The organism is Mesorhizobium sp. M7A.F.Ca.ET.027.03.2.1 (genome assembly GCF_003999175.1).
In the GTDB taxonomy this organism is placed as follows: Bacteria; Pseudomonadota; Alphaproteobacteria; order Rhizobiales; family Rhizobiaceae; genus Mesorhizobium.
In genome coordinates, this window is record NZ_RZOM01001217.1 from 1 (window position 1) to 1,683 (window position 1,683).

The following is a 1,683-nucleotide window of genomic DNA, read 5'->3' on the forward strand; positions in this document are numbered from 1 at the left end:
GCCATATGCGACATCCGATCTCTCCCCTTGAGGGGGAGATGTCCGGCAGGACAGACGGGGGCGCCAAGGAACTCAGCATATCCGAACTCGCGTCTGGCATAGAATTCGCCCCCTCTCCGTCTCGGGCTTTGCCCGAGCCACCTCTCCCCCGCTTTGCGGGGGCGAGGAACCCATGCCCGAGTGAGGTTTGAGTTGCTGTTCAAACAATCCTTGCTGGACAAGATCGCGCGCAATGAAGTGACGCTCGCGTTTCGCCGCTGGAAGCGGCCGACCGTCAAGGCCGGCGGGCGGGTCAGAACGGCGTCAGGTGCGGTTAGGATCGGGGACATCTCGATCGCGAGCGGCTCCGGATTGACGGAGAAAGACGCGACCGCAGCCGGCTTTCCGTCCCGAGGAGCCCTTCAGGAGATGCTTGGCCCCGATGACGGTACCCCGGTCTATCGCATCGAGCTCAAAGGCATCGAGCCCGACGAACGCGTTGGCCTGCGCGGCGACGCCGTGCTTTCCAATGAGGACTGGCATGCCTTGACCCAGCGTTTTGCGCGCTGGGACAAAACGGCACCCGGCTACTTCCCGTCGATCCTGCAGGCGATCGGCGCCCATCCGGAATTGCCGGCTGCTGTCCTGGCCGACAAGGCCGGCGTCGAAAAGCTGAAGTTCAAGCAGGATGTCCGCAAGCTCGGGGAGTTCGGTCTCACCGAGAGCCTCAAGGTCGGTTATCGGCTGTCGCCACGGGGCGAAGCCGTGCTCGAAAGGCTTCGGGAGCACAGGCTTTGACTACTTTCACCCCGACCACCCCATCCGAAGTTCTCTCCACCGTCGCCTGGGCAGCGGCGGAAGGCTCGCCGCTGGAAATCCTCGGCCACGGCTCCAAGCGTGGCGTCGGCCGGCCACTGCAAACCGAACACACGCTCGACCTGTCGAAACTCTCTGGCGTCACGCTCTATGAACCGGCTGAACTGGTGCTGTCGGCCAAGGCAGGCACACCGCTGGCCGAGATCGAAAAGCTGCTGGCGGAAAACGGCCAGCAGCTTGGCTTCGAGCCGATGGATTACGGTCCGCTGCTTGGCGGCGAGCCTGGCAGAGGCACCATCGGCGGTGTGCTCGCCGCGAACCTCTCCGGGCCGCGCCGGCTCAAGGCAGGGGCTGCGCGCGATCATGTCCTGGGCATCAATGTGGTGTCCGGTCGCGGCGAGTCCTTCAAGTCGGGCGGCCGCGTGGTCAAGAACGTCACCGGCTATGACATGTCCAAGCTGATGGCCAACAGCTGGGGCACGCTGGCCGTATTCACCGACGTCACCTTCAAGGTGCTGCCGGCAGCCGAGACCGAAGTCACGCTCGCCATCCGTGGCCTGCTCGACGATGCCGCGGCCGCCGCCATGGCCCTGGCGCTCGGTTCCAGCGCGGAAGTGTCGAGTGCGGCCCATCTGCCGGAGCGCATCGCTGCACGGGTCGCCAATGGCAGTCTCGGCAACGATGCCGCGACGCTGCTGCGCGTCGAAGGCTTCGGCCCGTCGGTTGCCTACCGCATCGCCGCGCTGAAAACGCTGCTCGGCAAGGCCGGGCCGCTGCAGGAGATTGCCGGTGACGCTTCACGGCTGATCTGGCGCGATGTACGCGATTGCAGGCCCTTCGCCGACAACAGCGAGAAACCGGTCTGGCGTGTCTCGATGACGCCGGGAC

General features: G+C 65.4%; 2 protein-coding genes. Both read left to right on the plus strand.

The genetic code is table 11. The features are described 5' to 3' along the window. Positions 1-192 precede the first annotated feature (192 nt). On the plus strand, positions 193-777 hold the full coding sequence (locus EN750_RS33130) for an ASCH domain-containing protein (protein WP_127399176.1): 585 nt from the start codon (positions 193-195) through the stop codon (positions 775-777). Beyond that, on the plus strand, positions 774-1,683 hold a 910-nt coding region (locus EN750_RS33135), incomplete at its 3' end, for an FAD-binding protein (protein ID WP_127399175.1). The genes EN750_RS33130 and EN750_RS33135, both read left to right, overlap by 4 nt.